This is a genomic window from Thiothrix nivea DSM 5205 (genome assembly GCF_000260135.1).
Taxonomy (GTDB): domain Bacteria; phylum Pseudomonadota; class Gammaproteobacteria; order Thiotrichales; family Thiotrichaceae; genus Thiothrix; species Thiothrix nivea.
The window spans coordinates 2,065,239-2,091,003 of record NZ_JH651384.1; the positions used below are offsets into that span (position 1 = coordinate 2,065,239).

The 25,765-nt window shown below is 53.8% G+C and carries 28 protein-coding genes; 18 read left to right on the forward strand and 10 right to left on the reverse strand.

The window, feature by feature from the left end; genetic code table 11:
• Nucleotides 1-138: 138 nt before the first annotated feature.
• From THINI_RS10285 to THINI_RS10300, 4 genes are all read left to right on the forward strand, one after another.
• Complete coding sequence (locus THINI_RS10285) at nt 139-804, forward strand: response regulator (protein ID WP_040839364.1); 666 nt, start codon at nt 139-141, stop codon at nt 802-804.
• Between the two features lie 407 nt (nt 805-1,211).
• Nucleotides 1,212-1,913, forward strand: a complete 702-nt coding sequence (locus THINI_RS10290; protein ID WP_002708533.1) for a lipoprotein — start codon at nt 1,212-1,214, stop codon at nt 1,911-1,913.
• Nucleotides 1,914-1,940: 27 nt separating this feature from the next.
• Entirely contained in the window at nt 1,941-3,143 is a 1,203-nt protein-coding gene (locus THINI_RS10295; protein ID WP_169314612.1) for a clostripain-related cysteine peptidase, read from the forward strand.
• Nucleotides 3,144-3,206: 63 nt separating this feature from the next.
• Nucleotides 3,207-3,803: an N-acetylmuramoyl-L-alanine amidase CwlD gene (locus THINI_RS10300; protein ID WP_040839368.1), complete on the forward strand. Its 597-nt coding sequence runs from the start codon at nt 3,207-3,209 to the stop codon at nt 3,801-3,803.
• Nucleotides 3,804-4,074: 271 nt separating this feature from the next.
• Here THINI_RS10300 and ubiD read toward each other — a convergent pair whose 3' ends face one another.
• A complete protein-coding gene (gene ubiD, locus THINI_RS10305) occupies nt 4,075-5,538 on the reverse strand; it encodes a 4-hydroxy-3-polyprenylbenzoate decarboxylase (RefSeq protein WP_002708535.1) in 1,464 nt (487 codons plus the stop codon).
• A 131-nt stretch (nt 5,539-5,669) separates the two neighbouring features.
• Between ubiD and truD the strand changes: the two genes are divergently transcribed.
• A complete protein-coding gene (truD, locus tag THINI_RS10310) occupies nt 5,670-6,716 on the forward strand; it encodes a tRNA pseudouridine(13) synthase TruD (protein WP_002708536.1) in 1,047 nt (348 codons plus the stop codon).
• Here the strand turns inward: truD and bioF are convergent.
• Both bioF and THINI_RS10320 read right to left on the reverse strand, forming a co-directional pair.
• Nucleotides 6,713-7,927, reverse strand: a complete 1,215-nt coding sequence (bioF, locus tag THINI_RS10315; RefSeq protein WP_002708537.1) for an 8-amino-7-oxononanoate synthase — start codon at nt 7,925-7,927, stop codon at nt 6,713-6,715. The genes truD and bioF overlap by 4 nt on opposite strands.
• Nucleotides 7,928-7,978: 51 nt before the next feature.
• Nucleotides 7,979-8,209, reverse strand: a complete 231-nt coding sequence (locus THINI_RS10320) for a sulfurtransferase TusA family protein (RefSeq protein ID WP_002708538.1) — start codon at nt 8,207-8,209, stop codon at nt 7,979-7,981.
• 127 nt (nt 8,210-8,336) lie between these two features.
• On the opposite strand from THINI_RS10320, the gene dapF reads away from it, so the two are divergent.
• The 3 genes from dapF to xerC are packed head-to-tail and all read left to right on the forward strand — an operon-like array spanning nt 8,337 to nt 10,805.
• Nucleotides 8,337-9,176, forward strand: coding sequence for a diaminopimelate epimerase (dapF, locus tag THINI_RS10325; RefSeq protein ID WP_002708539.1), 840 nt, complete (start codon nt 8,337-8,339; stop codon nt 9,174-9,176).
• A complete protein-coding gene (locus THINI_RS10330; protein ID WP_002708540.1) occupies nt 9,173-9,895 on the forward strand; it encodes a DUF484 family protein in 723 nt (240 codons plus the stop codon). Before dapF ends, THINI_RS10330 begins: the two co-directional genes overlap by 4 nt.
• A 4-nt stretch (nt 9,896-9,899) precedes the next feature.
• The gene (gene xerC / locus THINI_RS10335; protein WP_002708541.1) at nt 9,900-10,805 is read left to right on the forward strand and encodes a tyrosine recombinase XerC; all 906 of its coding nucleotides are present in this window, start codon (nt 9,900-9,902) and stop codon (nt 10,803-10,805) included.
• On the opposite strand, the gene THINI_RS10340 is transcribed toward xerC, so the two are convergent.
• The 4 genes from THINI_RS10340 to THINI_RS10355 are packed head-to-tail and all read right to left on the reverse strand — an operon-like array spanning nt 10,806 to nt 13,338.
• The gene (locus tag THINI_RS10340; protein WP_002708542.1) at nt 10,806-11,402 is read right to left on the reverse strand and encodes a hypothetical protein; all 597 of its coding nucleotides are present in this window, start codon (nt 11,400-11,402) and stop codon (nt 10,806-10,808) included.
• Between the two features lie 55 nt (nt 11,403-11,457).
• A complete protein-coding gene (locus THINI_RS10345) occupies nt 11,458-11,799 on the reverse strand; it encodes a hypothetical protein (protein WP_002708543.1) in 342 nt (113 codons plus the stop codon).
• A 19-nt stretch (nt 11,800-11,818) separates the two neighbouring features.
• Nucleotides 11,819-12,556, reverse strand: a complete 738-nt coding sequence (locus tag THINI_RS23390) for an ankyrin repeat domain-containing protein (protein WP_002708544.1) — start codon at nt 12,554-12,556, stop codon at nt 11,819-11,821.
• Nucleotides 12,556-13,338 carry an ATP-binding protein gene (locus THINI_RS10355; protein ID WP_002708545.1) on the reverse strand — a complete coding sequence of 261 codons (783 nt, stop codon included), beginning with the start codon at nt 13,336-13,338 and terminating at the stop codon, nt 12,556-12,558. The genes THINI_RS23390 and THINI_RS10355 overlap by 1 nt, the downstream gene beginning before the upstream one ends.
• A 266-nt stretch (nt 13,339-13,604) precedes the next feature.
• Here THINI_RS10355 and THINI_RS10360 point away from each other — a divergent pair, with 266 nt between their 5' ends.
• Nucleotides 13,605-15,017 carry a hypothetical protein gene (locus tag THINI_RS10360; RefSeq protein ID WP_002708546.1) on the forward strand — a complete coding sequence of 471 codons (1,413 nt, stop codon included), beginning with the start codon at nt 13,605-13,607 and terminating at the stop codon, nt 15,015-15,017.
• A 31-nt stretch (nt 15,018-15,048) separates the two neighbouring features.
• Here THINI_RS10360 and THINI_RS10365 read toward each other — a convergent pair whose 3' ends face one another.
• The gene (locus THINI_RS10365) at nt 15,049-15,792 is read right to left on the reverse strand and encodes a YdcF family protein (protein WP_002708547.1); all 744 of its coding nucleotides are present in this window, start codon (nt 15,790-15,792) and stop codon (nt 15,049-15,051) included.
• Nucleotides 15,789-16,748 (reverse strand): lipoyl synthase, encoded by a 960-nt coding sequence (gene lipA, locus THINI_RS10370; RefSeq protein WP_002708548.1) that lies wholly within the window; start codon nt 16,746-16,748, stop codon nt 15,789-15,791. The genes THINI_RS10365 and lipA overlap by 4 nt, the downstream gene beginning before the upstream one ends.
• Before the next feature lie 235 nt (nt 16,749-16,983).
• Here lipA and THINI_RS10375 point away from each other — a divergent pair, with 235 nt between their 5' ends.
• The 9 genes from THINI_RS10375 to THINI_RS10410 all read left to right on the forward strand — a co-directional run bounded on the left by THINI_RS10375 (nt 16,984) and on the right by THINI_RS10410 (nt 24,795).
• A complete protein-coding gene (locus THINI_RS10375) occupies nt 16,984-17,289 on the forward strand; it encodes a hypothetical protein (protein ID WP_002708549.1) in 306 nt (101 codons plus the stop codon).
• A gap of 125 nt (nt 17,290-17,414) precedes the next feature.
• A complete protein-coding gene (locus tag THINI_RS10380) occupies nt 17,415-19,664 on the forward strand; it encodes a hypothetical protein (RefSeq protein ID WP_002708550.1) in 2,250 nt (749 codons plus the stop codon).
• A gap of 159 nt (nt 19,665-19,823) precedes the next feature.
• A complete protein-coding gene (locus THINI_RS10385) occupies nt 19,824-20,378 on the forward strand; it encodes a hypothetical protein (RefSeq protein WP_169314613.1) in 555 nt (184 codons plus the stop codon).
• Nucleotides 20,379-20,391: 13 nt separating this feature from the next.
• Complete coding sequence (locus tag THINI_RS10390; RefSeq protein WP_002708552.1) at nt 20,392-21,096, forward strand: hypothetical protein; 705 nt, start codon at nt 20,392-20,394, stop codon at nt 21,094-21,096.
• Entirely contained in the window at nt 21,093-21,611 is a 519-nt protein-coding gene (locus THINI_RS10395) for a hypothetical protein (protein ID WP_002708553.1), read from the forward strand. Before THINI_RS10390 ends, THINI_RS10395 begins: the two co-directional genes overlap by 4 nt.
• A complete protein-coding gene (locus THINI_RS25985) occupies nt 21,608-22,003 on the forward strand; it encodes a fimbrial biogenesis chaperone (protein ID WP_211206973.1) in 396 nt (131 codons plus the stop codon). Before THINI_RS10395 ends, THINI_RS25985 begins: the two co-directional genes overlap by 4 nt.
• The gene (locus THINI_RS25990; RefSeq protein ID WP_211206974.1) at nt 21,990-22,427 is read left to right on the forward strand and encodes a hypothetical protein; all 438 of its coding nucleotides are present in this window, start codon (nt 21,990-21,992) and stop codon (nt 22,425-22,427) included. Before THINI_RS25985 ends, THINI_RS25990 begins: the two co-directional genes overlap by 14 nt.
• Nucleotides 22,427-23,074, forward strand: coding sequence for a hypothetical protein (locus THINI_RS10405; RefSeq protein ID WP_002708555.1), 648 nt, complete (start codon nt 22,427-22,429; stop codon nt 23,072-23,074). The genes THINI_RS25990 and THINI_RS10405 overlap by 1 nt, the downstream gene beginning before the upstream one ends.
• A gap of 104 nt (nt 23,075-23,178) precedes the next feature.
• A complete protein-coding gene (locus tag THINI_RS10410) occupies nt 23,179-24,795 on the forward strand; it encodes a flotillin family protein (RefSeq protein WP_002708556.1) in 1,617 nt (538 codons plus the stop codon).
• A 10-nt stretch (nt 24,796-24,805) separates the two neighbouring features.
• Here the strand turns inward: THINI_RS10410 and THINI_RS10415 are convergent, their stop codons facing one another.
• The gene (locus tag THINI_RS10415; protein ID WP_002708557.1) at nt 24,806-25,681 is read right to left on the reverse strand and encodes a fumarylacetoacetate hydrolase family protein; all 876 of its coding nucleotides are present in this window, start codon (nt 25,679-25,681) and stop codon (nt 24,806-24,808) included.
• Between the last annotated feature and the right edge of the window lie 84 nt (nt 25,682-25,765).

The window sequence follows — 25,765 nt, forward strand, 5'->3', positions numbered from 1 at the left end:
GCCGAATATATGCTCTATATCAAATTTCCATAAATAATACTTGTTTAAGTCTATATCACTTGTCGAATTATTCTTCTGTATACCTATACTATTGATATGGTTTTTGGAGTGTCGAGAGTGAGTAGCGGGGGCTTTTTTATGCGTATTTTGATTGTGGATGACCATCCAATATTCCGTGAGGCGTTGGGCAGTTTGCTGGAGCGATTTTATCCCGGTGCAGCCGTGTTTGAAGTGGGTTCAGTGGAGGAAGCTGTAGGTGTCCTGACCCAATATGTGCAATTCGATCTGATTATGCTGGATGTCTTTTTGCCGGGTGACGATGGTGCAACGGGGCTTGCCCTGATTCGTGAAAAGACGCCGCAAACGCCCGTTGTCATCATGTCGGGTGCGGATGATGCCGATATTGCCCACAAACTAATTGAGCAGGGCGCGCGCGGCTATATCGCCAAATCTGCCGGGGCAGGGGAGGTGAAAAATGCATTGCACCTGATTCTGGCAGGCGAAATCTACATTTCCCCTTCCCTGCTGGCTGGAAATGGAAACCGGATTGTCGTTGCACCGGAAGATGAAGCCGCAGCAGCAGAGCCAGAAGTTGACGATTTGCCGGGAGTAGCGAGTCTGACACCACGCCAGCAGGCGGTTTTGCGGTTGATGGCCAAAGGTCTACCCAATAAGTCTATTGCCAGGGAACTTCACTGCTCGGATGGTACTGTCAAGTTGCATGTCAGCGCGATTTTGCGGGCGTTACATGTGCGTAATCGCACCGAGGCGGTGCTGGCGGCTTCCCGATTGGGAGCAAACTAGCTCTAGCCATGACGGGGAACCGTCCAGAATCAGCCACAACCGAATATGACGGGTGCGGGGATAGAGTTGATGGTAAATAATCCTTTAACTATTTGACTCTATAGTCTTTTCGTGATCAATGACTACGACTTAATAATTCATAACTTATTGATAATTAAATGATGGAATTCAAAATAATTGTAGCCATTGCTTGCCGAGACACTATATAAGCATGATTTCTGGATTGCCTACGTTGTTATTGGAAAATGGCAATAGCTATTGGGCTAAATGGAGGCTTTTATGAGATAGGAAGCCATGTCCTCAATTTCTATGCGAAATAGCTATGTATATCCTCCTATATTTTTTATTCAATGATTTATGATATTTTTAGATTAAAGTTTTTTCATGAATGGCTAAGGGTGGCTTTTATGAAACGTGTTAATCGAGAAATCTTTACTATTTGCTTAACTGCTGTCTTATCGGGGTGTTCTGCCTACTATCCTATTTCTGTTGACGAATCAAATATTAAACAGAGACTCGAGAAGTCTGAATTTCAAGGGATTCCCGTTGCTGAAACACAATATCAAGCAATGGAAAATATGAAAACATATGCAGATTGGTACTTGTTAAAATCAAATGACTTAAAAAAAGCATCTTTCAGATTTAGTGATGGCAGTTTGGGAATGACAATTGCAGGGTTGGCTGCTGGCTTTGCAGATAAACCAAAGGGTGCGGCAGAGGCAATTTTCTTAAGTAATATGTTAGATATTCCAAGTTCACGTTATCAAATTGAAGTACAGTCAACCAACTATGAAAAAGCATCAGATGCCATGTTGTGCATGTATCAGTCCCTGAAACCAACAATGTCTAAAAAGTTACAAAAAGAAAATAATTTTAATGAGTGGCTTGATGTGCCAGATGTGAGCTTTTTAAATAAAAAAATTAACGATGTTAAGCAAAAGTTAAGAAATGTACAAAACTCGGTCACATTAGCCAAGCCTGATATTGCAAAAATTGAATCTGCCATAATGGAAAAGTTAACTAAAAAATCAGGTGGCAGGAGTATAAGTGATGAGAAAGCAAGATCTGAATTTGAATCTGATCTTGAAAAGTGCATTGCAGAATTTTAACGGAGGGTTCTGGTAATGAATAATCACATGGCAGAATGGACTATAATGATATTCATGAATGGTGATAATGACTTAGAAAGATGGGCTGTAATGGATTTTAATGAAATCGCTAAAGTTGATTTTGGCAGCATGGTTAATGTCGTTGTTCAGTTTGACAGGATAGGCGATTATATATCAACAAATCCTCAATGGACAGGATGTTTGCGCTTTAAAATGTTCAAGGGAATAGAGCCACTTCCAACGTTTGCTGTTCAAAATATGGGTGAGTTAAATATGGGGAGTGGTAAGGTACTTGGTGACTTTGTTCAGTGGAGTAGGCAAAATTACCCTGCAAAGCATTATATGCTGGATGTTTGGAATCATGGTCAAGGTTGGCGTCTGGCCACAGATACAGGGATCTCAGTGTCAGGAAGGTATAAGTACATCTCTTCCGATTCCACTCAAGGTGATATAATGTATAATCGTGAACTTCAAGATAGCCTATTCAATGTGTTAAAAGGTGAAAAGTTAGATGTTATAGGCTTTGATGCCTGCTTAATGGCAACGATAGAAACCGGTTTTGCGATGCGAAATATTGCGCATGTGATGGTGGCAAGTGAGGAAATAGAGCCTCTTTCTGGTTGGCGTTATAATCATTGGCTGCAACTGTTGGTTGATGACCCATCAATGGATGCGGTAGCGCTGGGAAAAATGTTAGTGGACTCATACAGAAATACATCTGAACATGATGAGGAGTTTCGCGCAACATTTGCAATGACACTTTCCGCAATACAGCTTTCTAAAATGAATGATTTGGCATTTGTGGTTCATGATCTTTCGGAGGAAATGATTCGCCATTTAAAGAAAGATATATTGAATATTCAAAAGGCTCGTGCAAGTTGTTATAAATATGCAATGGGGGAGGCTGATGTACATAGTATTGATTTGTCGAAATTTTGTGAGAATTTACAAAACACCACGAGTTTTTTGATAATTAAGAAAAAAGCCAAATTGGTTTGTAAATTGATCGACTTGTTGATAATTGATAATTATGCATCGAAGTATTTGCAAGGTGATTTTGGTTCAAAGGGAATTGCCATTTATTTCCCTGAAACCCATGCCTTGTTTTTGCAAGATAAATATAGTACAGGATATTTAAATGGCAATCCTGAGTATCCCGTTGAGTTTGTGGATAAATTTAAATGGGATGATTTTTTACAAAGCTATTATTCTGTGCTTGAAGAAGTGTAGTATATTTATCGCCCAGAATGATTTTTTTCGTGTTTTATTCGGATAAGGAATAGGAGAGTTGTCATGACAATGAAAAAAGCTGATGTTCTAATTCAGGCAGGACATGAAGGACGAACAACCGGTGCAACTGGGGCGTCATCAAACTGGGGTAGTGAATTGAAGTGGACTCCTATAGTTGCAGATTCTGCTACAAAAATTTTAAGAGGAGTTGGTGTTAATGTAATTAGAGAGGATGCTTATTTGGATGAAAGTAAATATCAAGTAAAAATTGCTATATTTATACATTTTGATGGCTCAAACCCTCCTGGAAGGAGTGGCCCATCAATTGGTTATAATGATGAGACTGACAAGCCAGCTGCCGATGCCTGGAAAAAGCTTTATGAGCAATATTGCCCCTTCGGATTTATGGAGGATAATTTTACAAATAATTTAAAAAATTATTATGGATATTATTATACAGTGACTTCTGATGCGGAATTAGTATTAGAACTTGGCGACTTAAGTAGTGCTAAACAAGCTATATGGTTAAGGCCACGTCTTGAATGGTTGGGTTTATTAATTGCACATTTTATTGGGGTGCGTCTTGGACTTAATAGCATTCCTGCTCCTGGGCGGTTCCATGCAGAAAAAGTTGAAAAGGAAAAGAAATTCAAATCTTAATTGAAAGTAATTCGAGTTCTATTAATTATGGCTTGCTTTAATAGTTGCCATTTTTTACAGCAAGTGTTAGCCATAGAATTGTGGGCTAATGCAAGTTATCAGTGGAGGAGTCTCTGTATTGGGAAGCGACTTTACAAGAGCTATTATCTTTTGCTCTATACCGTTGGCAATTCAGTTTTCGGTTATTCAATTGTTCAAAAAATTTTGACATCAATGGCTTGTGCATTTTAGTAGAATCGATCGATTCTTGAATTGCCTTGGGTATATTTTCCTATAGACCGAGCTTTTTCCACATGGTATCGACCTTTTCTTTGACCGCCGCATCCATCACAATCGGCGTCCCCCATTCCCGCGTGGTTTCCCCCGGCCACTTGTTGGTCGCATCCAGCCCCATCTTCGACCCCAGCCCCGATACCGGCGAGGCGAAATCCAGATAGTCAATCGGCGTATGCTCCACCAGCGTGGTATCCCGCGCCGGATCCATGCGGGTGGTCATTGCCCAGATCACATCCTCCCACTTGCGGGTATCCACGTCGTCGTCCACCACGATGATAAACTTGGTGTACATGAACTGGCGCAGGAACGACCACACGCCCATCATCACCCGCTTGGCGTGCCCCGGATACTGCTTTTTGATGCTGACCACAGCCATGCGGTAGGAGCAGCCTTCCGGTGGCAGGTAGAAATCGACAATCTCAGGGAACTGCTTCTGCAGGATCGGCACGAACACCTCGTTCAGCGCCACGCCCAGAATCGCCGGTTCATCCGGCGGACGCCCGGTGTAAGTGCTATGGTAAATCGGGTCTTTGCGGTGGGTAATGCGCTCGATGGTGAAAACCGGGAAGCTGTCGATCTCGTTGTAGTAACCGGTGTGATCGCCGTAAGGCCCTTCGGGAGCCATGTCATCCGGGTAAATATGCCCTTCCAGCACAAATTCCGCCGACGCCGGAACTTGCAAATCCACGCCGATGGCTTGCACCAGTTCCGTCCGCGAACCGCGCAACAGCCCGGCAAACGCATATTCGGACAGCGTATCGGGAACCGGCGTCACCGCCCCCAGGATCGTCGCCGGGTCAGTGCCAATCGCCACCGCCACCGGAAACGGCCTGCCCGGATGCGCCTGCTGGAACTCGCGGAAATCCAACGCCCCGCCGCGATGCGACAGCCAGCGCATGATCACGCGGTTTTTGCCGATCACCTGCTGGCGGTAAATGCCCAGATTCTGCCGTTTCTGGTTCGGCCCTTTGGTGATGACCAGACCCCAGGTAATCAGCGGCGCTGCATCCCCTGGCCAGCAATGCTGGATCGGTAGCCTGCTTAAATCCACCTTGTCGCCTTCCACCACCACCTGCTGGCAGGCTGCCTTGCTCACCACCTTGGGAGCCATGTCCAGCACCTTGCGGAAAATCGGCAGGGCACTCATGGCATCCTTGAAACCTTTCGGCGGGTCGGGCTGTTTCAGCAATGCCAGCAGCTTGCCGACTTCACGTAGCGCTTCAGTCGATTCCTCACCCATCCCCAATGCCACCCGGCGCGGCGTGCCGAACAGGTTGGCCAGCACCGGCACACCATGCCCCTTCGGCTTTTCAAACAGCAACGCAGGGCCACCGGCGCGCAGCACGCGGTCGGCAATTTCGGTCATTTCCAGATACGGGTCGACTTCGATGCTGATGCGTTTCAGCTCGCCCATTTTTTCCAGTTGCTGGATAAAGTCGCGCAGGTCGTGGTATTTCATGGGCAGGATGATAACGGAAATGCCCGTAGGGGCAAGCCCCCGTGCTTGCCCTTTTTTCGGGGTATCGGCAAAACAGGGCAGGCACAGGGGCCTGCCCCTACCGTATAATCCGGTATTTGCCCGGAAACCCCATGACCGATTACGCCAGCACCCGCTTCGCCCAAGCCTACCCCGCGCCGCTGACAGGCCAGTTCCGCACCCTGCCGGAAGATTTCATTGTCGATGAGCAGATGGAAATAGCTCTGAGCGGCACTGGCGAACATCTGTGGCTGCAAGTGCGCAAAACTGGCGCGAACACCGACTGGGTGGCAGGCCAGCTTGCCCGTTGCGCAGGTATCCCGGCCAAGGAGGTGGGTTATGCTGGCCTCAAGGATCGTCATGCCATCACCACCCAATGGTTCAGCCTGCAACTGCCCGGTATGGCCGACCCGGATTTTTCCAGCCTGCCGCCGGAAATCGAAATCCTCCAACAGCAGCGCCACGACAAGAAGTTGCGGCGCGGCGCGCTGGCGGCCAACCGTTTCATCCTCACCTTGCGCGAATGCAGCGGTGATTTCGTTGAGGCGCAAACTATTTGCCAGCAGATCGCCCAACACGGCATCCCCAACTACTACGGCGCACAGCGTTTCGGCCACAACTTCGGCAACCTGAAAAAAGCGGCAAGCTGGTTCAAGGGTGAATCCAAACCCAAACAGCGTAATCAGCGTAGCCTCTACCTCTCCGCTGCCCGTTCGTGGATTTTCAACCACATCCTTTCTGAAAGGGTGCGGCAAGGTAACTGGAACCAGCGCTTGCCCGGCGACGTGTTCACCTTCTCTGACGGCAATAGCTGGTTTGCCGACGATGCCAGTCCGGCACTGGAACAGCGGTTGGCAGTGCAGGATATTCATCCAACCGGCGCATTGTGGGGCAGGGGTGAGCTGGCGACGCAAGCACAAACAGGCGAGCTGGAAGCAGAACAAGCAGCGCTATTTCCGATCTTCTGCGCCGGGCTGGAAAAGCAGGGGTTGAAGCAGGAACGCCGCGCCCTGCGCATCAAGGTCGGGGAAATCGGCTTTGAAGTGGTGGACAACAGCACATTGCGACTGGCGTTTGAACTGCCACCGGGAGCCTACGCCACCGTATTGCTGGATCAACTGGGGACATTTCTTGTTCCTCCCCTGACAAGGGGAGGTTAGGAGGGGTTTCTTCCCAGCGCTTCCAACAACCGCTCTACATCCTCAACCGTATGCGCAGCCGATAACGTAACCCGTAACCGCGCCGTATCCGCCGGAACCGTCGGTGGGCGTATGGCGGTAACCAAAATGCCACTCTTTTCTAATCTGCTGCTCATGGCCATCGCCTGTTCACTGCTGCCGACCAAAATGGGCTGGATAGGCGTATCAGATGCCATCAGCGGCAAACCCAGCTGTTCCGCCCCCTGCCGGAATTGCCGGATCAGCACCTGCAAATGTTCCCGCCGCCAGCTTTCCGTCTGCACCAGATGCAGGCTAGCCAGCGTGGCGGCGGCTACAGCAGGCGGTTGCGCCGTGGTGTAAATCCACGTCCGCGCTGTCTGGATCAGGTATTCGATCAGGTCATGGCTACCCGCCACAAACGCGCCTGCCGTACCCAGCGCCTTGCCCAGCGTACCCATCAGGATCGGCACATCCATTTGGTTAAGACCTTCGGCTTCCAACAAGCCAGCACCGGTTTCCCCCAGCACACCAATGCCATGCGCATCATCCACCATCAGCCACGCATCATGCTCCCGCGCCAGCCGCGCCAATTCACGCACCGGCGCAACATCCCCATCCATGCTGAACACGCCATCCGTCATGATCAGCCGCGTGCGCGCAGCACTGCCTTCTTGTCCCTCCCCTGATAAGGGGAGGTTAGGAGGGGTTTCTTTCAACCGCTTGCCCAGCGAGGAGGTGTCATTATGCGGATAACGCACCAGTTTCGCCCCCGCAAGCAAACCCGCATCCACCAGAGAAGCATGGTTAAGCCGGTCTGCATAAACCACATCATGACGGCTGGCCAACAGCGCATTCGCCACCCCTAGGTTGGCCATGTAACCGGTGGAAAACAGCAACGCCCGTTCCCGCCCGGTAAATTCCGCCAGCGCTTCCTCCAGTTGCTGGTGTGGGCGCGAATGCCCATTAACCAGGTGCGCCGCCCCACTGCCAACACCGTAAGTATTGGCAGCCTGCTGAAAAGCGCGGATCATGTCCGGATGGTTGGCCAGCCCGAGATAGTCGTTGCTGCAAAACACCAGCATCGGCTTGCCGTCGATGGTCATATGCGGTTGTTGCGGGGAATCGGCTACGCGGGTGTGGCGGTAAAGATGCCGGGAGCGGCGGGAATCGAGTTCAGTGAGGATGCGGGAAAATTTGCGTTCGGAAGCCATGCAGGGCATTTACACGGGGGCGAAAGAGGGTATTTTCGCCCCCGCCGGATATTACGCTTTCTTGATCATGAAAGTGTATTCGCCGCCCGCTTCAGCGCTGCTGACCATTTCATTGCCAGTCTGCTTGCAGAAAGCTTCCATATCCTTGACGGAACCTGGGTCAGTGGCGATGACTTTCAGCACTTCGCCGGAAGCCAGACCATTGATGGCCTTCTTGGTGCGAAGGATTGGCAGTGGGCAATTTAGGCCACGTGCGTCCAGTTCCTGTTTAAAATCAGACATGTTTCCTCTCCTGATCTCAGATTAATGTGATGCGATCCAAAAATGTGAAGGGCTGTAACATATCATCAAAATTGCTGAATCGCCATATCTTTGTATACTGGCGTCTTTGCTTGACAGGATTTCGGGTATGACGGGCAGTGAGCTTCATTTCACCAAGATGCAGGGTATCGGCAACGATTTCGTGGTGCTGGACGGCATCCGCCAGCAAGTCCGGCTGGATGCGGCACAAATCCGCTGGATTGCCGACCGCCATTTCGGGGTGGGCTGTGATCAGGTGTTGCTGGTGGAAGCATATGCGGGTGAGGATGCTGATTTTCGCTACCGTATTTTCAATGCCGATGGTGGCGAGGTGGAACAATGCGGCAATGGCGCGCGCTGTTTCGCCAGATTCGTGTATGATCAGGGTTTGACGCACAAAACCACCATCCCGGTGATGACGGCGGCGGGGCGTATCCTGCTGCAAATCCAACCCGATGGGCAGGTCACGGTCAACATGGGTGTGCCGGAACTGGAGCCTGCGCGCATCCCGTTCATTTCCGAACGGCGGCAAACGCTCTATAATCTGGAAATGGCTGGAAAAACAGTGTCATTTGCGGCAGTTTCGATGGGCAACCCACATGCCGTGCTGCAAGTTGAAAATGTTGATATAGCACCAGTTACCATGCTTGGCTCCCAACTGGAATCACACCCGGCATTTCCCAGGCGGGTCAATGTCGGTTTCATGCAGGTCATGGGGCGCGACAGCATACGTTTGCGGGTGTTTGAGCGCGGTTCGGGTGAAACGCTGGCCTGCGGCACGGGTGCTTGCGCCGCCGTGGTGGCAGGCCGGATTCAGGGCTTGCTGGACGGGCAGGCAACAGTCACGTTGGCGGGCGGCTGTTTACAGATCGAATGGCAGGGTGAAGGGCAGCCGGTGTGGATGACCGGCCCGGCAGAAACGGTATTCAGGGGTACACTCACGATATGAGCACACAAGACGGACAGGGCAGCAAAGACATCAGCGCGGAGCAGGTGGCTGCGTGGTTGCGGACTCACCCTGACTTTTTCCGCAAGCATGAGGATTTGCTGGATCATTTAACCCTGCCACACCCTAATACGGGGGGAGCGGTTTCCCTGCTGGAACGGCTGGTGCAGCGCCAGCGCGACCGTTACCAGGAATTGCAGGAACGCCAAAGCGACATGCTGAAAGCCGCGCGTGACAGCGAACATGTGATCGCCCGCCTGCACCATCTGGCACTGGAGCTGATGACCTGCGACAGCCTGGATGACGTGGTGGGAACCTGCAACAACATGTTGCGCGGCGATTTCAAGGCCGATAGCGTGGTGCTGCGCCTGATCGGGCGGGGGCGCTCACGTGACGGGCTGCATTTCATTGACCCGGATGACAAATCCCTCAAGCAGCTGGCCACCCTGTTCCGCAAGCGCCTGCCAGTGTGCGGCAGGTTGCGCCCACGCCAGCAGATGTTTTTGTTTGGTGAGGATGGGGCTTCCATCAAGTCCGCCGTACTGATCCCACTGTACGAAGCGCGCGAAATTGGCGTGCTGGCACTGGGCAGCGAAAACGAAGCGCGTTTTTATCCGGGCATGGGTACGCTGTTCATCGGCCAGCTTGGCGATCTGGTGGCGCGGGCGCTGGCGCGCTACCTGGAGCCGCCACTGCATTCGGTGGATGAGGCTGGCGCCTGAGTTGATGGATACCCTCGATTCCATCCTGTCCCGCTACCACTACCATCTGGCCAGCGAAAAACGCTACTCGCCGCGCACGGTCACCAGCTACGAACGCGACCTGCACGACTTCATCCAGTGGCTGGAAAAGCAGGCAGCAGACGCCGATATTTCCCTCGACAGCGTACAAACCTGGCAAATCCGCCACTGGATCAGCCAGTTACACCGCAAAGGATTATCCGGCAAAAGCCTGCAACGCAAGCTGTCTTCCATCCGCCGCTGTTACCGTTTCCTGCTACGTGAAGGGCTGGTTGAACACAACCCGGTGGTGGATGTGCAATCCCCCAAACAGGCACGCAAGCTGCCGGATACGCTGGATGCCGAAACCCTCGACCGCCTGCTGGACATTGATGCCGATGATACGCTGGCGGTACGCGACCGGGCGCTGATGGAACTGCTGTATTCTTCCGGCCTGCGCCTGTCGGAACTGGCAGGGCTGGATGTGCAGGATGTGGACTACCGCCAGCAACAGGTGCGGGTACTGGGTAAGGGCAACAAGCAACGCGACGTGCCGGTAGGCCGGATGGCGCTGGACGCCCTGCAAGTATGGCTAAAGCAACGCGGCTTACTGGCAGCGTATGGTGAAACGGCCTTGTTCGTCAGCAAGCGCGGAACCCGCCTGCACCCACGCAGCATCCAGTTCCGCCTCAGCCACTGGCGATTACAGCAGGGGCTGGAACAGCACGTGCACCCGCACAAGTTACGCCACTCCTGCGCCAGCCACATGCTGGAATCATCGGGGGATTTACGCGCGGTGCAGGAAATGCTCGGTCATGCCGACATCAGCACCACTCAGATTTACACCCATCTGGATTTTCAGCATTTGGCTAGCGTATACGACCAAGCGCACCCGCGCGCGCGGAAGAAATAATCACTCCGCCATCAGCCAGATGGAATGGATAGTGGCGGAAGCCGACGCGATAGTCGTGGTGGTTTCGCTGTTACTGTAAACACCCGCCGTACCGTCGCCCCCAATAACCTGAAACACCATAGAAGCCGGCGCGTTGGCGAAAGTGGCGAATTCGCGGGACTCGATTTCAGTCCACTGAATTTCAGTCAGGCCACCCAGCTTTTCCCCCGCGCTTTGCAGGTTTTCGCCCACCTTGACGCCCTCTTCCGTGGTGAAACGCGGGCTAAGGACGCGGATCAGGCTGGCAGCGTGGGTATTCTTGTCCAGCATGACGTTCATCAGCGTTTCACCGTTCAGGCGCAGGGTCATCCATTCGATGCCTTCACCATCCAGCTCGACCCCCGCAGTGACTCCCGGCATGGCGGCCAAGATTTCAGGCGAAGGCATCCCGAGTTGCACCGGGCCAGCCGAACCAGAGGTAATGGTGTAATTGCTCAGGGCTGGCGCTGCCTGCTCGGCTAGAGGCGGCTGTTTATTGGCACTGCCATCCCTGTCACCGCACCCCATCAGCCACAAGGGCAACAGTAAAATACCAACGCATAATCCTGTGCGTAGCATGTCCTCCCTCCTTTTACCGATGTGCTGCTGGCGGCTGCTCCCGCCGCCCGTTTGCTCAGGCCGGATTTTCAAAGAACACATACGGTGTCGAGTAATCACTGAATTCGAAATAGACTTTCTTTTCACCCGCATCCACAACGCCGTTCAGGTTGGCATCAAGCACGCCATAGCCGAAACGGTAAGGCCGCTCGGCATTGCTGCCAGTGCCAGATGCGGTAGTCAGTTTATCAACCCTGATGAAACGCCTGACCAACTTGTCGCCAGCGTAGACTTCCAGTACGCCATTGACGCCCGTCCAGTTATTGATTTCGCGCCCGATCTTGTTTTGGGTTTCCTGTGTGCAGGCACCCAACCCCATCAGCAGGGCGAATGCCAGAAAAAGAGTCGTCCATTTCATGCTTGATCCTCAAAATTTATCAATAACCCAGGATACGCGCCGTGCGCAAGTCACCCTGATCCAGTGCCATCTGCACTGGCGTTTTAGGCGATGCCCCGCTGGTGGCCGCTTTGGGGTCAGCACCTTTCTGCAACAAGAAGTTGGCAATATCCGGGCGGCTGAAACGGGCGGCATGGTGCAAGGGCCTCCAGCCACTGCTGGTAGCGGCGTTGACATTGGCACCGTGGCTAACCAGCTGGTTGACCGTCGCCAGGGAACCCGCCGCAACGGCAGCGTGCAGGGCTGTTTCCCCAGAAACCGTTGCTGTCTGGGCATCAGCGCCTTGTAGCAGCAGACTGGCAGCCGTGGTGGCATCACCGGCGCGGGCGGCGTCCCACAGTTGTGAGTTCAGCTCGGCCTGGGAGGGAGCTGGCGCAGTTTCAGCCGATGCCTCCGGTATTTCGCTAGCGGTTGCCGGTGTATCTGTTGTTTCAGCTGGGGCAATAGATGCTGCTTCCTGTCGTGGGGCTTCCGCTGTGATTACATCCGACCCCAGCGTAGCCACCGCAGTAGCGGGCAGTTCTGCCGCTTCCGCCTGCGTGGCTGTCACAGCAGTGGCTTCTGCGCTGGCAGCTGGTTTCTCCGCCAGACTGCTTTCCTTTGCTGGTGTACTGGCACCGCAGCCACCAACAGCCAGACCCAGCAAACCTGCCAGCAAAATGTGGGGTAATGGGCCGGGCATGGCAATGCCCATGGTCTTGCTTTGGTATGTTGTCATTAGTTCAGACCAGTTTGACAATGGTTAAAAAAGTGCCGCGCTGTACGCCCACTGGTGCCGCCACGTTCAATGGCGAAGGTCAGCGCCTCCTGGTGCAGCAGTTCCTGGTCTTGTACCCGCCCCTTGAACAGCTTGTCCACGATGTCGAGATAAGTATCCTTATGCATGGGGCGGAAAGACAGCGACAGGCCGAAGCGGTCAGCCAACGAAAGCTTGTCCTCAACCGCTTCGCCGGGGTGGATTTCACCGTCTATGTAGTTGGTGGCGAGGTTATCGGACATGCGTTCCGGCATCAGGTGGCGGCGGTTGGAGGTGGCGTAAATCAGCACGTTTTCCGGCGGCTTTTCCAGCGTGCCTTCCATAGTGCTTTTCAACAGGCGGTATTCGCCCTTGCCTTCCTCAAACGTCAGGTCGTCGCAATAAATAATGAAACGGTGGTGGGAATCGACAATTTCATCGGTGATGTCGACCAATACGCCCAGGTCATCCTTGGAAATCTGGATCATGCGCAAACCATAAGTGTGGTAACGGCTAAGGACGGCCTTGATCAGGGATGACTTGCCAACACCGCGCGCACCCCACAGCAATACATGGCTGGCCGGCTTACCGCGCAGGAAATGTTCGGTATTGCGGAAGATGGCGTCTTTTTGCTCATCGATACCCAACAGGGTATCCGGGTTGACCAGATCCACGTTACGGATCGGCTTCAGAAAATGCCGGTTGGAACGCCATACCGCCGCGATGGTGCTACGCCAGTCAATCGTCAGTTTGCCAAAAGCCATTGTTTCTCCCTTGGGTCGTTGTGCTCGCAAGTCTGCTAGACTCACCGAGTTTAGCCGGTTCCGCAAAAATTTTCCGCTGCTTTGTGACGGCAGGCCCCTCTACCCGACCAGAACACGGGATGCTGGTTGACCCTAGCGCGAAATATGATCAATATTTAACCTGATTCTATCTATTCGCTTAAGGCTGTGGTAAATAAGCTAATTCGATTATTAGAAAATACTAATATTCAAAGCTGAATAGTAATACGCGAGGAAGGTTTGCAACCATGAAACAAAGCACCACACCTGAGGCGAGTTTCAAGCTTAAGGCCATCAGCCTGCTGATTGGCGTCTTCATCATTTTTCTGGCAGCGGCCAACGGTATTTTTACCTACTCGGGCGCTTACCTGTATCTGGAAGAACAGCTCTACGCCATCCTGTTCGCAGTGGCTGTCCAGTTTGCAATCGCCATTTCCCTGATCGCCCTGCCCTATGTTCATGGCATCGGCAAGCTGTCGCTGGCGATTGTGTATGCAGCTGCCTTGCTGCTGTCGACCCTGAGCGCCTACACCTATATCTACAACAGCAGTTTGCCGGGGTACAACACCGCCTTCACGGTCGACACCGGCATGAAGGCGACCCTGGGCACCGGCCTAAGCGACGTGCTGGCAGCGGAACAGCAGTTTTTACGTGATTCCGATACCAAAATAGCTGACACCAAACGCTTGATGGATGAGGAGGCCAGCAGCGGCGGGCGCTCTGGTCTGGGGCCAGGCAAAGGGGCGGAATATTACCGCAAGGTCGACGCTTACGAACAAGCACTGGCTGCTAACGGCGTGGCGCAGGAAAATTTCCAAGCATTACAAACACAATTGGCAGCGGTCAACCATCAGCTGGCGACTGCCAGTGACGAGCAGTTGCGTGACAGCCTGCTGGTGGAATTATCCAAACTGCGCTCATTCACCAACACGGAAAACAGCCGTGAGGCGCTAACCAGCCTGATCAAGCACGATCTGGGCGACCTGCAAAATCCGGTGGAAAAAGCCATGGCGACCCTGCTGAACCACGGGGATTATTCCATTTCCGTGATTGTTGGCGTGATCTGGGCGGCAGTATTTGACCTGGTGGCGCTGTTCCTCGGTATCGTGCGTTACTACTTGCTGCGCCCCGGCAAGCCGTTTTTCCAGAGCATTTACGACGGCTTGCTGGGCAGTGCCGTATTTGTGATGAAACTGCTCCACCTGCGCAAGGAAGCGGCCTTCCAGTTCAACAAAGCGCCCGGTTACCAGCAGCACAAGCATGAGATCCCGCTCAATTCGCCGGAAATGCAGACCTTTGCCACCCGCTTGCTGGTCGGCAGCCAGATGGCCTCACAGGATGATGCAGACCCTGCCGAACCCTTGCGCACCCTGATCAGCCACATCCAGCCCTTGCATATGGAAGGCGAAGAACATCAGGTTGGTATCCCGTTCACCGTGGTTGAGGAAGAGTCCCGCCTCAAAACCTTGCTGGCGATGCTGATCCAGAGCGGGGTACTGCTGCATCGGCGCGATGCCGACTGCTACGTGCTGAATCCGGCGGAAAACATGGCACAGAAAGTCATGGTTTTCATCCGCATGGGCTTGCGTAATAGCCCGGAAGACCTGCTGTCGCCAGCAGCTTTCCTGCTCAGCCCGGAACAGCGCCAGGCTTTGGCGTGATCCTGTAGGGGCGTATTGCATACGCCCTGCCTCAATGCCGCCACTCATACGCCAACAGCCCCAACCATTCGTGCAGGGCTGTCTGGCTGCGTGAAAGCGCGGTCGCTTGCGGAACCCACCACATCCATTCATGCCGCCAGAAATTGCAGCAGCCGTAGGTGGTGGAGGCAGGAAAATACTGCACCTGCCGGTTGCTGAAAGCCTGCATGGCACGCGGCATGTGCCACGCCTGCGTCACCACCCAGGCGGAACGGATACCTGCCCGCGTCAGAATCCGGTCGGAAAACTGCGCGTTTTCCCAAGTTGTGTGGCTGTCGCTATCCTGCCAGCGTACCGGAACCTGAAAGGTATTCTGCATCACTTCCAGCATGAAGGCCGCCTCCCGGTCAGTGCCTGACACCAGGATGGGCAAACCGGTTTTGCGGTGCAGGAAAGCGGCGTAATTGAGGCGTTCCAGTTCGACGCTGGCGCTCATCCTGCCTTCATACTCCACTGCCTCTGGGTTACGCCCTGCCCCCAGCACCACGATGGCTTCGGGCAGCGGCTGCTGAAGCCAGAGATTGGGAACCGGGGGATATTGCCGCCCCAACCCGCCCATCAGTTTTTCCGCCACCACCGGCAGGCTGAAGGCAGCACCTTGCAAAATTCCCATGACCAAGATGGCCAACATGGCGCCGCGCCATCGGTACAGCAACAATGCCAACAGCAGGAATGCCAGCAGGTTGCCGGGCGGGAACAGCAGGAATTCGAGCGTGCGGCTGAGTGCAGCGCTCATTCGCCGGACAACACGCCTGCCGCCTGCTGGTCAGCGTGGTAGGAAGAGCGCACCATCGGCCCACTGGCCACCTGGGTAAAGCCCATGGCCTTGCCAATTTCCGCCAGTTCGGCAAACTCATCCGGGGTCACGAAACGGTCTACCGGCAAGTGGTGGCGGCTGGGTTGCAGGTATTGCCCCAGCGTCAGCATATCGCAGTCATGGCCGCGCAAGTCCCGCATGGTGGCGATAACTTCTTCCTTGGTTTCGCCCAGCCCCAGCATCAAGCCAGATTTGCTGGGAATGGCCGGAAACAGCTGTTTGAATTCGCGGATCAGGTTGAGCGAATACTGGTAATCTGCGCCGGGGCGGGACTGTTTGTAGAGGCGTGGCACGGTTTCCAGGTTGTGGTTGAACACGTCTGGCGGCGCGGTTTCGAGGATTTGCAGGGCAATTTCCATACGGCCACGGAAGTCGGGGGTAAGGATTTCGATCTTGAGGTCAGGGTTGAGCGCACGGGCTTGCTGAATGCATTTGACGAAATGTTCTGCGCCGCCGTCGCGCAAATCATCGCGGTCAACCGAGGTAATGACGACGTACCTCAGCCCCATGGCACGGATGGTTTCGGCCATGTTGATCGGCTCGTTTTCATCCAGCGGCAGCGGCTTGCCGTGGGATACGTCACAGAACGGGCAGCGGCGGGTACAAATGTCGCCCATGATCATAAAAGTGGCAGTACCGTGGGTGAAGCATTCGCCAAGATTGGGGCAGGCGGCCTCCTCACACACCGTGTGTAGTTTTTGTTCGCGTAGAATGGCTTTGAGGCGTTTGACTTCCGGCGTGGTGGGCGCTTTGGCCTTGATCCAGGCAGGTTTGCGGCGGAATTCGGTGGTCGGCTCGACCTTGATGGGGATGCGCGCTACTTTGTCCGCGCCGCGTTCTTTGTGACCGGGTTCTCTGCGTTCCATAATCGGCATTGTGTCTCTTCTGGTGGATTGTCGACACATTATATGCCTGATTTCGTCCATTTGTATCAGGCGTTTGTCCGTACAGGTCTTTGCTGGCTATGCAGCTTTATTAGGATTGACCCATGTCAAGAAAGGGTAAACCCACATTTACTAAAAAATGACATCCGCTCTATTTAATGGTAACATATATTAGACAATTCCAAAGAGGGGCGTGAAGGGCTCATTAATATAGAGGAATTGCGAAATGAACAGCAGTTTTCAAAATTTCCTTTCGAGTATTTTTGTTGTTACGTTTCTGCTTGGTAGTACAAATTTGATGGCGGAAAGTTCAGGTAAGCACAGCCTGAGAGAGGATAAAGCCAGTACTGCCGCGAGTGTCAAAATTAAAGTTATGATTCCCGTCAGCATCTCCCTGAGTATAACTGCCGACGGCGTTTCCAGTCAGGCCAATGTTGAAAGCGGAGCCTTTGTTGACCTAACCAGTTGTGATGATGAGCAAATAAATTATGCCTGCGCGGGAACAGATACCGTTACCGCAACCGCATTATAAAATCCGTTGGTTACCTCTACCTGCCTGATGGGGTGATGTTTTTTGCCGTTAGGGTGACTAAGCTGCCATTAAGTATTAATCGCTAGAATGGCTGCCTTGACTGGTTAAAATCAAGTGAATTCAAAATGTTCACATGGGGCTACAAGCATTTCAGGGGCGACGCCCGCCGGTATGCGCGGGGGGATTGTTTCCTTGCGTCCGGCATTTTTTTATTGTCGCTGCCAGCCATTGCCAAGCCGCCGGGTGACGGCAAGCTTGTGGTAGAACAGGAATCCGTAAGCGCTGAAATTGAGGGGCTTGATTCCTTTCAGGCTGAGCAGGAGCGCCTGAAACGCCTGTTGGCGGATAAGCCGAAAGCCTATCAGGACAAATTCATGGACACCAACCAAGCTCCGGCTATAGATTTTATCCGCGAAGAAAATCCTGAACCAGAACCTGAGGGCTTAAGGACTTTCTCCCTGGAAAGCCGGGTAGATGTTGCTGATTCCACGGCCACCAATACAGAAGGGAGCAAGGTTTCCACTGGCGGCATCCGTACCGAATACCGGTTGGAGACCGCCAATCATGGTGAAATTATCTTTCAATTGGACGCCAGAGGGCGGAACACGACGGACACACCAGGCAGCTTCACCGTTCTTGAAACGGAAGGTAAGCAAAAAAATGCCAAGGCTACCGTCCGCAACCTGGGTTTACCCGTCACAACCGAGATCCAGGCAGATACTTCCGCAGGCGTCATTAACAGCGAGATAACGAATTCTCTGGGGCGGAGTTACCGTCTCGCCTTGGGAACCAGCCCAGTACAGGGCGTGGGAACGCGGGTTTACAGCAAGGGCTTTGATTTACGGGCGGGTTACGGGCAACTGGGGGAACTAAGGGGCAGCCCTTACCCCGGATTTGAAGCGACGGGGGGCAAGCTGTCCTGGTTGGGTTATAGCCATAAAATTGGCGACAACATGCAGGCGGGCATCCAGCTCAACCAGGCGCAGGATGTCCCGGTGCTGAACTTGGATGATGATGCTTTTTCGGGTGAAACGGAAAATATCACCAGTTTGGCCGCATCATTGGGATATGGGCAGGAACAACTGGATCACGATGGCTTGAAAGTGCGGGCAACCGCCATTGGCAGCAAGGTTTCAGGCAAGTCAGCCGAGCATGGGCAGAATGCAAACGGGGTATTCCTTGAGGCTGGTTTTCGCAAGGGGCGTTACCGTAACGAGCTGGGTACGTATGCTGCTGAACCCGGTTTGCATTTTGGTGACGGTTTGTTACTGGCCAACAACCGGGGAGCATACTGGCGCATCGACCGGGAAGGCTCCCGCTTCAATGCCGGTGGGGGCGTGGACATTGAACAAACCAATCCGTCAGAAAGCTCAGGGGAGATTGCCTCCAAACGTATTGGCATGAATGCCAATGCCCTTTACCAGTTCAACGCTGACAGGCAATTGGGCGGCAACATCCACGTGAGCCATACTGGTACTTCCACGAACCCAGCCTCTGATGAAAAAACAAGTAAATCCCGTAGCACTACCGCCAGCCTCAATTACCAGACACGTTTTAGCAACATGGGGCACAGCCGCTTCAATGCCATTTTGCGGCGTAATGAATCCCTGGTAAGCAACGGGGTGACTGCAACAGGCGACGAAATCCAGTGGGAGCAGGAGTGGGTCACCGGCAAATACGAAACCATGCGTCCGGAGCTGACAACCACGCTGGGTGTTGCCCATGACCGTAGCGCCGGAAACACACAGACTTACCCGACAGCGGCCATTAATGCCCTTTACTGGCTGGATGCCGACTGGAACATCAGCGGTAACCTGCGCTACACCTCACGTGATGGCAACCTGTCCACCAGCCAGGGGTTGGCAGGCACCGTAGCGACTGAATACAAGCTTGGCAAAGAGTGGCAGTTGGGGGCTTCCGCGAGTGTCAATGAGGCCCAGGTAAACTACCAGGGAAGCTCACTTATGGAGCCGGAATTGTTCCGGACTCAGGATAAACATATGTATGCCTATCTCCGTTGGCAAAAAACCAGCGGCAAACCTTATAGCGTATTGGGAAACAAAACACCGGGGGTTGCTGGCAGCGGTGACATCAGCGGGGTGGTATTCTTTGATGAAAACCGGGATGGAGTACAACAAGCCAGTGAAGCGGGCGCCCCCAGTGTAGAAGTGTTGCTGGATGGGCATTACCAGATGGCAACCGGAGCCAAAGGGGAATTCCGTTTTGCCCAGGTGGCTACAGGCTCCCATCAGTTAGGGCTTAACCTGGATAGCATTCCTTTGCCATGGGGCGTATCGGATACAGCGGGGCAGGAGGTAAATGTACCTTTGCGTGGACAAGCCAGGTCAAATATCCCCCTAATTAAAATAAATTGATAAATGGTTGACTTTGGAACTATTATCGATAAATGAAATCTATGATAATACCAACTTGGTTGATCCATTTAATCATAAAAAAAGAGGTCTATTATTATGATGGTCAGAAAAATAACAATTGCTACGGCAATTGGCCTTTTATTCATCGGCAGTGGCGTCTTGGCTGAAAGCCAATACGGTTACAAGGATGACGCCACTGGTAACGTAACAGCGACAGCACAAGCTAAAGTGCAGGTCACTGTCCCCAAGCTTATTCTTCTGCGGGTAGGTACGGCGGGTACAACGGTTGACCAATTGACATTTGATGCCTCCCCCACCGTCAACTCGGCTCCCGGCAGCACGCTGGCGGATGGCAGTAATCAGGAAGCCACGTGGGATGGCGTAGCCCCATTATTTGCGGATACCGGAGGCCAGGATTTGAACGCCTTTGTCTGGACTAATGCCTTAAATGGCGCCAACCTGACATGCGCGACAACAGCAGACGCCATGTTTACCGCAGGTGAAGGCTTGACATCCTCTAATGTGGAAGTTGCCCGTAGTGCCGGTACCCTGAATCATCCGGGCGCAACTACTGCCTGTGGAACAACAGTCCCTGTCACCAGAAATACCCTGATGACTGCCACTTGGACATACTCCATTAAGGGCACTACCTTGGCCCAGGCGGCGGCAGGCGTCCATACACAGACAACCACCTATACGGCAACTACCCTGTAATACCGGGATTATGATGAAACAGCGTACACGTCACTTACCCTACATCAGTTGGTTTTCCACAAAGTTGAAGTGGCGTGTATTGCTAGGAGCGGTGCTGGCCTCCTCCAGTGGAGGGGCCAGCGCCGTTTTCACTTTTACCAGTAATCTGGGCAATAACGACCCACGAGTTATCACCATGACCGTTGGCTCCCCCTTGTCTGGGGTTGTCAACCGGGTGACATTCGATGTTTCTGGCAGCAATGTCAGTTCCAGCAGCTCATCCATAACAGGGTCAACAGACGCCCCTGCCACTTCGGTGGCCGATGGCGTGCTGGTCGAAGTGGCTACCTTGTCCCCCAAGGTAACGGGCGGTGGCGGGGGAAGTGGGGTAACGGTTACGCTGGTGGCTAATTCATCAGCAGGATTTACCTGCGTCGCTGGCAGTGGCTGTGGCGCAACCATCATTCCGGCTACCAGCGTCAGTTGGGTGTCCTATTTGCAGGAAACCAGCTCACTGGCGGGCCAGGATATTCAGGATGGGGCTTTTACGGGTTCCGGTTCCCAACTGTTGGCCCAATTCCAGACAGGTACGCCCGGCAATAATGGCAATGGCTCCTCCTCCAACAGCAAGGGAAGCGCCACCCTGTCCAACATCCTGGTGTTCAGTTATGACAACGCCACCCTGTATCCGGCAGGACAATACAGCGGGCGGGTTACTTTTACAGCGACTATCCCATGAACGATACATTTACACGACGCAGGTTGTTGCTCTGGCTGGCATTGTGCATATCCGCGCAGGCTTGCCCTGTGCATGCAGGGAGTGAGCGCCTGGATGATTCAACATCACCGAGCAGCCGGGTCGAGGCTCCGGTAGTGTTGGGCAATAACGGTGGCTTACTGGCGGACAGCCCGGATGCAACCCAGGCAATTGTGAAATTTGGCCGGGTTGATTACCGCTTGGCGACCGCACCGTATGTGGGTAAACAGGCGCGTATTTATTATGTGGCGCCTGCTGCTATCCCCGGTCTGGTGTCGCCGAGTGGGCTGCGGCTGGAATGGCGCGGTAACGGGCTATTTTCTGATGGAAGCGCCCGCCCTGGCGAGCGGGTACTGGTCTGGTCTGGCAAGGTTGATGACGCCTGGATGAGTGAGGGGCTGGATTTGACGCTCTATGTTGAACTGGCTTCCATCCGCTTGTCACCGGGGGAAAGTTTTGGCTTTGAATCATGGTTTGAAATTGAGGTGTTACCGTGAAATATAAAAATAAATGGCTATGGTCATGCCTGCTATTGCTGGCGGGCTTGGCTTCCACAACAGCAATGGCGAAATCTTTTGAAATTGCGGTCAGCCCGTCACGATTTGAAATTTCAGGGGATGGCGGCAAGCGGATTGGCCAGTCCATCGAGATCCAGAATGTTGGTTCTACCGCCACGGAAGTAACTTTGCGGACACTGGACTGGAGTTATACGCCAGATGGCCGCATTACCTATTACGATGAGCTACGCCCGGGCAGCTGCCGCCCCTGGATTACACTGGAACGCAGTTCCGTCAAGATTGGCGCCAAAGGCAAGAAGTCTTTCCGGTTTCAGGCGGAAATCCCCCCCCAACACGCCACGTACCGAGTGCCGTTTCATGCTGGCAGTTGAGGGAATTGAGCCAGCCCACAAAACCATTGTCGAATCCGGCGGGGCAAGTCTGAGCCTACCCGTCAGTGGGCGTATTGCAGTCGCGGTCTACCTGGCTGTTAATGGGGCTGAACCCAAGCTGGGCATGACCCAGGTTGCGATGCAGGATGTGGGTGGAAAGCGCACGCCAGTTGTCACAGTCAACAATACCGGCGATGCCCATGGGCGTTTGGGGGGTAGCCTGGAGGCGGTAGACAGCAACGGGCAGGCATTCGAATTGGTTCCGGAGGGTACACCAATCATGCCTGGGCAAACCCGTGTTTTACCACTTTCCGCCCGCGCGATTGGTGGGGGGAAAACGCCACTCATGGCTTTTCCGGTCAAGGCGACAGGCGCTATTGATTGGGAAAAGGGCAGTTTCAAAGTGAACGCGGAGTTCCGGTGATGCCGTCCCCTAGCCTGCGGGTGGGCATGGTGCTGTCTTGCGCGCTTGCTGTTGCAGCAGGCACAAGGCCAGCCATGGCTGATAGCCAGACAACCACAGCACCGCTTTCTGCCCCGGAACAAACGGTTTCGGCCAGTGCCGCACTTGACTTCAACATCAATATCGGCAAGTTCATCTTTTTTCGGGTCGGTTCCGGCGCTTTTCCCGTCGCCAGCGGTACAGTCGATACTGTGACGCTCGATACTTCAGCCTCGTTTCCCGCCAGCGTGACGAATGGCGCTGCCATGCCGCTAAGCTGGGATGGCAGCGTGCCGCTCTTTGCCTCCACGGCAAATGCGACGCTGCCAGTGGAAGTCAGGAGCAATGCCGGGCAAATAGCCTTACGCACTACAGTTGTCAGCCCCCTAAGCAATGGCTCGGCAAGCATACCGTTCTCTGCTATCCATATTGTTTCCAGTGACAGCAATTTGCCTGCGCCGCCGGTGCCAGATAACGGCACTGGCGCAGCCGTCAATGTAACGGGGACAGCGTTCGCCAACTTGGTAACGGAAAGGGCGGCTGACTGGACGTTCTCCTATGCCGACAGCAGTGATTCAACTGCCGGTTCCTATACGGGGGTACTTATGTTTACGGCCAGTGCTTTGTGACCCTGTTGGCCGCACGCTTGGCTGGACAGGGAAGAGGGCTTTAAGCGTACTCGCAAAATTTTGCGTATAATCACCCCTATACACGTTTCGCATGGGGTAAATTCATGCCGTTGAACCTTTATATCTACCTGTCCATTGGCATTCTGGCGCTGGTGCTGCTGGGGGGCTTCCTGTTTTCCGCCTTTTACAAGCGGGCGCAGAAGGATACTTCCTACGTCCGCACCGGTTTTGGCGGGGAAAAGGTCATCATGGGGGGTGGTGCTTTTGTCCTGCCCATCCTGCATGAAGCCTTGCCCATCAACATGCAGACCATGAAAATCGAAATCGCCCGCGAACAGGAACTGGCGCTGGTGACAAAAGACCCGTTGCGGGTGGATGTCACGGCAGAGTTTTTCCTGCGGGTCGCGCCGGACGGAAACGCCATCAGCACCGCTGCCCGCGCCTTGGGCCGACGCACCATGGGGCAAGACCAGATCAAAGAATTGTTTGAAGCCCCCTGCGTGGCCGCCCTGCGTTCGGTGGCGTCCGGCATGGAACTGGACGAACTGCACCAGAAACGCGCCGATTTCGAGCACAACGTGGAAGAAGCCGTCAACGCCGAATTCCGCAAAAACGGCTTGGAACTGGTATCCGTTTCCCTGACCCGCCTTGACCAGACCGACAAAAGCTATTTCGACCCCAACAACTCGTTCGACTCGCGCGGCCTGACCATCCTGGAGCAGATCGTTTCCGAAAACGAAAAGCGCCGCAACAACGTCGCCCAGGAAACCTCGATCGCTATCAAGCAAAAAAACCTGGAAACCACCATCAAGAAAGAGGAGATGGAATACAAGGAAACCGTCGCCCAAAACGAGCGCAAGCGCCAGAAAGCCGAAAACGAAGCCGAAACCCAGCGCAAAATCGAAGAAATCAACATCGAAAAGGAACTGCTGATCGAACGCGCCCAGCAGTCCATGAACATCCAGCAGGCATCGATGGAACGCGAAGTCTCGCAAGCCTGGATCGAAACCAACAAGGTCAAGGCTGAATTCGAGAAGATTTCCGAAGAAATCCGCACCGCCCGCGAACGCGCCGAAGCCGAACGCGCCCGCATTGTCGAGCTGATCAGCGCCGAAAAGGAAGCCCGCCGCCAGCGCATCATCGCCGAAGCCAATGCCGATGTGGAAAAACTGGCCGCGCAGGCCGCGCAAATCCGCTACGAAATCGAAGCGGCAGGCAAGAAGGCGCTCAACCAAGCCTCCAACCTGCTTTCCAACGAACAGATCGCCATGCAGGTTAAGCTGGAAATCGTCAAGCAACTGCCCAACATCATCCGCGAAAGCGTGCGCCCGATCGAAAACATCGAAGGCATCAAGATCATGCACATCGACGGCCTCAACAACGCCATGGGTGGTGGGCGCAACGGTTCCGGCGGCAATGGCGGCACATCATCTGCTGGTGGCGGCAACGGCGGTGGTAGCAGCCTGGCGGATCAGGTGGTGGACAGCGCCTTGCGTTACCGTGCGCAAGTGCCACTGATTGAAACCCTGCTGGGTGAAGTCGGTTTAAAAGGTGGCTCCATCCACGACATGACCCGCGAATTGCGTGACGACATCCGCAGCGAGGAGCAGCGCAAGCAGGCCGCATCCAGCAGCAAACCCTCCCCTAACCCCGCCCGTGAAAGTGAGCGCCCAGTGATGGAGGAGGAGGATGACGGCTATTACCGCGATGGCCGCGAGTAAGGCTGGGCGATCAGACGATTTTGTTGCGTAACACACCAACGCTTTTCACCTCGCACTCCACCACATCCCCCGGCAACAGGAATTCCGGCGGTTCCCGCACAAAGCCAACCCCGCTGGGCGTGCCGGTAGCAATCACGTCCCCCGCTTCCAGCGTCATCCCGCGCGATAACCATTCGATAATGGTACTAACGTCGAAAATCATGTTGCAGGTGTTGGAAGCCTGCTTGGTCACACCATTCACCCGACAGCTAATATCGAGATTCTGCGGATCAGCGATTTCATCCGCCGTCACAATCCACGGCCCCATTGGGCAGCCACCATCCAGGCTTTTTCCCAGAAAATACTGCTTGTGGTTGAGCTGGATGTCGCGCGCGCTCAGGTCGTTGATCACGGTATAGCCGAATACGTGTGACAGCGCCTGATCGCGGGAAATTTTCTTGCCGCCCTTGCCCAACACTAGGCCGAGTTCCGCTTCCCAGTCCAATTGCGAACAGGTGTCCGGGTCAAACGGGATTTCAGTTTCATGCCCGGTGACGCTGGTGGGGCATTTGGTGAAAACAATCGGGTATTGCGGCGCCTTGCCGGTGCGCCCAATCTGGTTGGCAGTTTCTTCCGCATGTTCCAGATAGTTGAGGCCGAGGCACATAACGTTTTTGCGCGGGCGCGGAATCGGGGCAAGCAGGGTAATGTTGGCGGCATCCACCCGCATGGCATCCGTTGCAGCAGCCTGCACGACAGTAAGATCGGTTCCGCTATCGATCAGCGTCAGCATGTCACGCCATGCCGGTTGGTCAAAACCCGGTTCCAGCGCCGGGATCAATACCCCGTCACCTTCAGCGATACAGACATAGGTTTGGTCGTTATACAAACAGGTTCCAAGTTTCATACGTTCCTCAAAACGGGTAATGGCAAGGTAACTCCTCAATAGCGCGGCTACTGATAGTACAATGCTCGCGTGTTTTTCAATAAC